1 protein-coding gene is annotated in these 543 nt (G+C 54.3%); it reads left to right on the top strand.

Annotated elements, in window-relative coordinates; all coding sequences use genetic code 11:
* On the top strand, positions 1-543 hold a 543-nt coding region (locus PFRI_RS18105; RefSeq protein WP_342742268.1), incomplete at both ends, for a transposase.

Raw genomic sequence — 543 nt, 5'->3', positions numbered from 1 at the left:
CCGATGATGCACCACGTGCTGTACGGGAATATCTCGACACTTTGGACGACGAGGCCTTTGGTGCGGCTACGACAACCAAGCCCAAGTTCGCTGCTCATGCCGATCCGGCCAGCCAATGGACAGCCGCACGCAAAGGTCCGGCTTTCTTTGCATATTCTACCAACTATCTGATCGATACAGATCACAGTATCATCGTTGATGTGGATGCCAGCCGCTCGAACAGAACCGCCGAGGTTGGTGCCATGCGCAAGATGATCGACCGAACCGAAGAGTGCTTTGGCTTGAAGCCGGATTGGATCGCCGCAGATACGGCCTATGGGTCTTCCGACAACCTTGTTTGGCTGACCACAAAACGTAAGATCCTGCCCTTCATTCCCGTCTTTGATAAGGGCGAGCGCACTGATGGAACATACTCCAGATCAGACTTCACGTGGGATGATGAGAACGATCGCTACATCTGTCCTGGTGGCAAAGAGATGAAGCATACGCGGCGCACCTATTCCGATCCCGCCCGGAACGCTCCAGAATGGAAAGCGCGCAAAT

The sequence above is a fragment of the Planktotalea frisia genome, assembly GCF_001890925.1.
Classification (GTDB): domain Bacteria; phylum Pseudomonadota; class Alphaproteobacteria; order Rhodobacterales; family Rhodobacteraceae; genus Planktotalea; species Planktotalea frisia.
The sequence above is the reverse complement of the archived record's forward strand: the minus strand, read 5'-3'. Positions and strand labels throughout refer to the sequence as shown.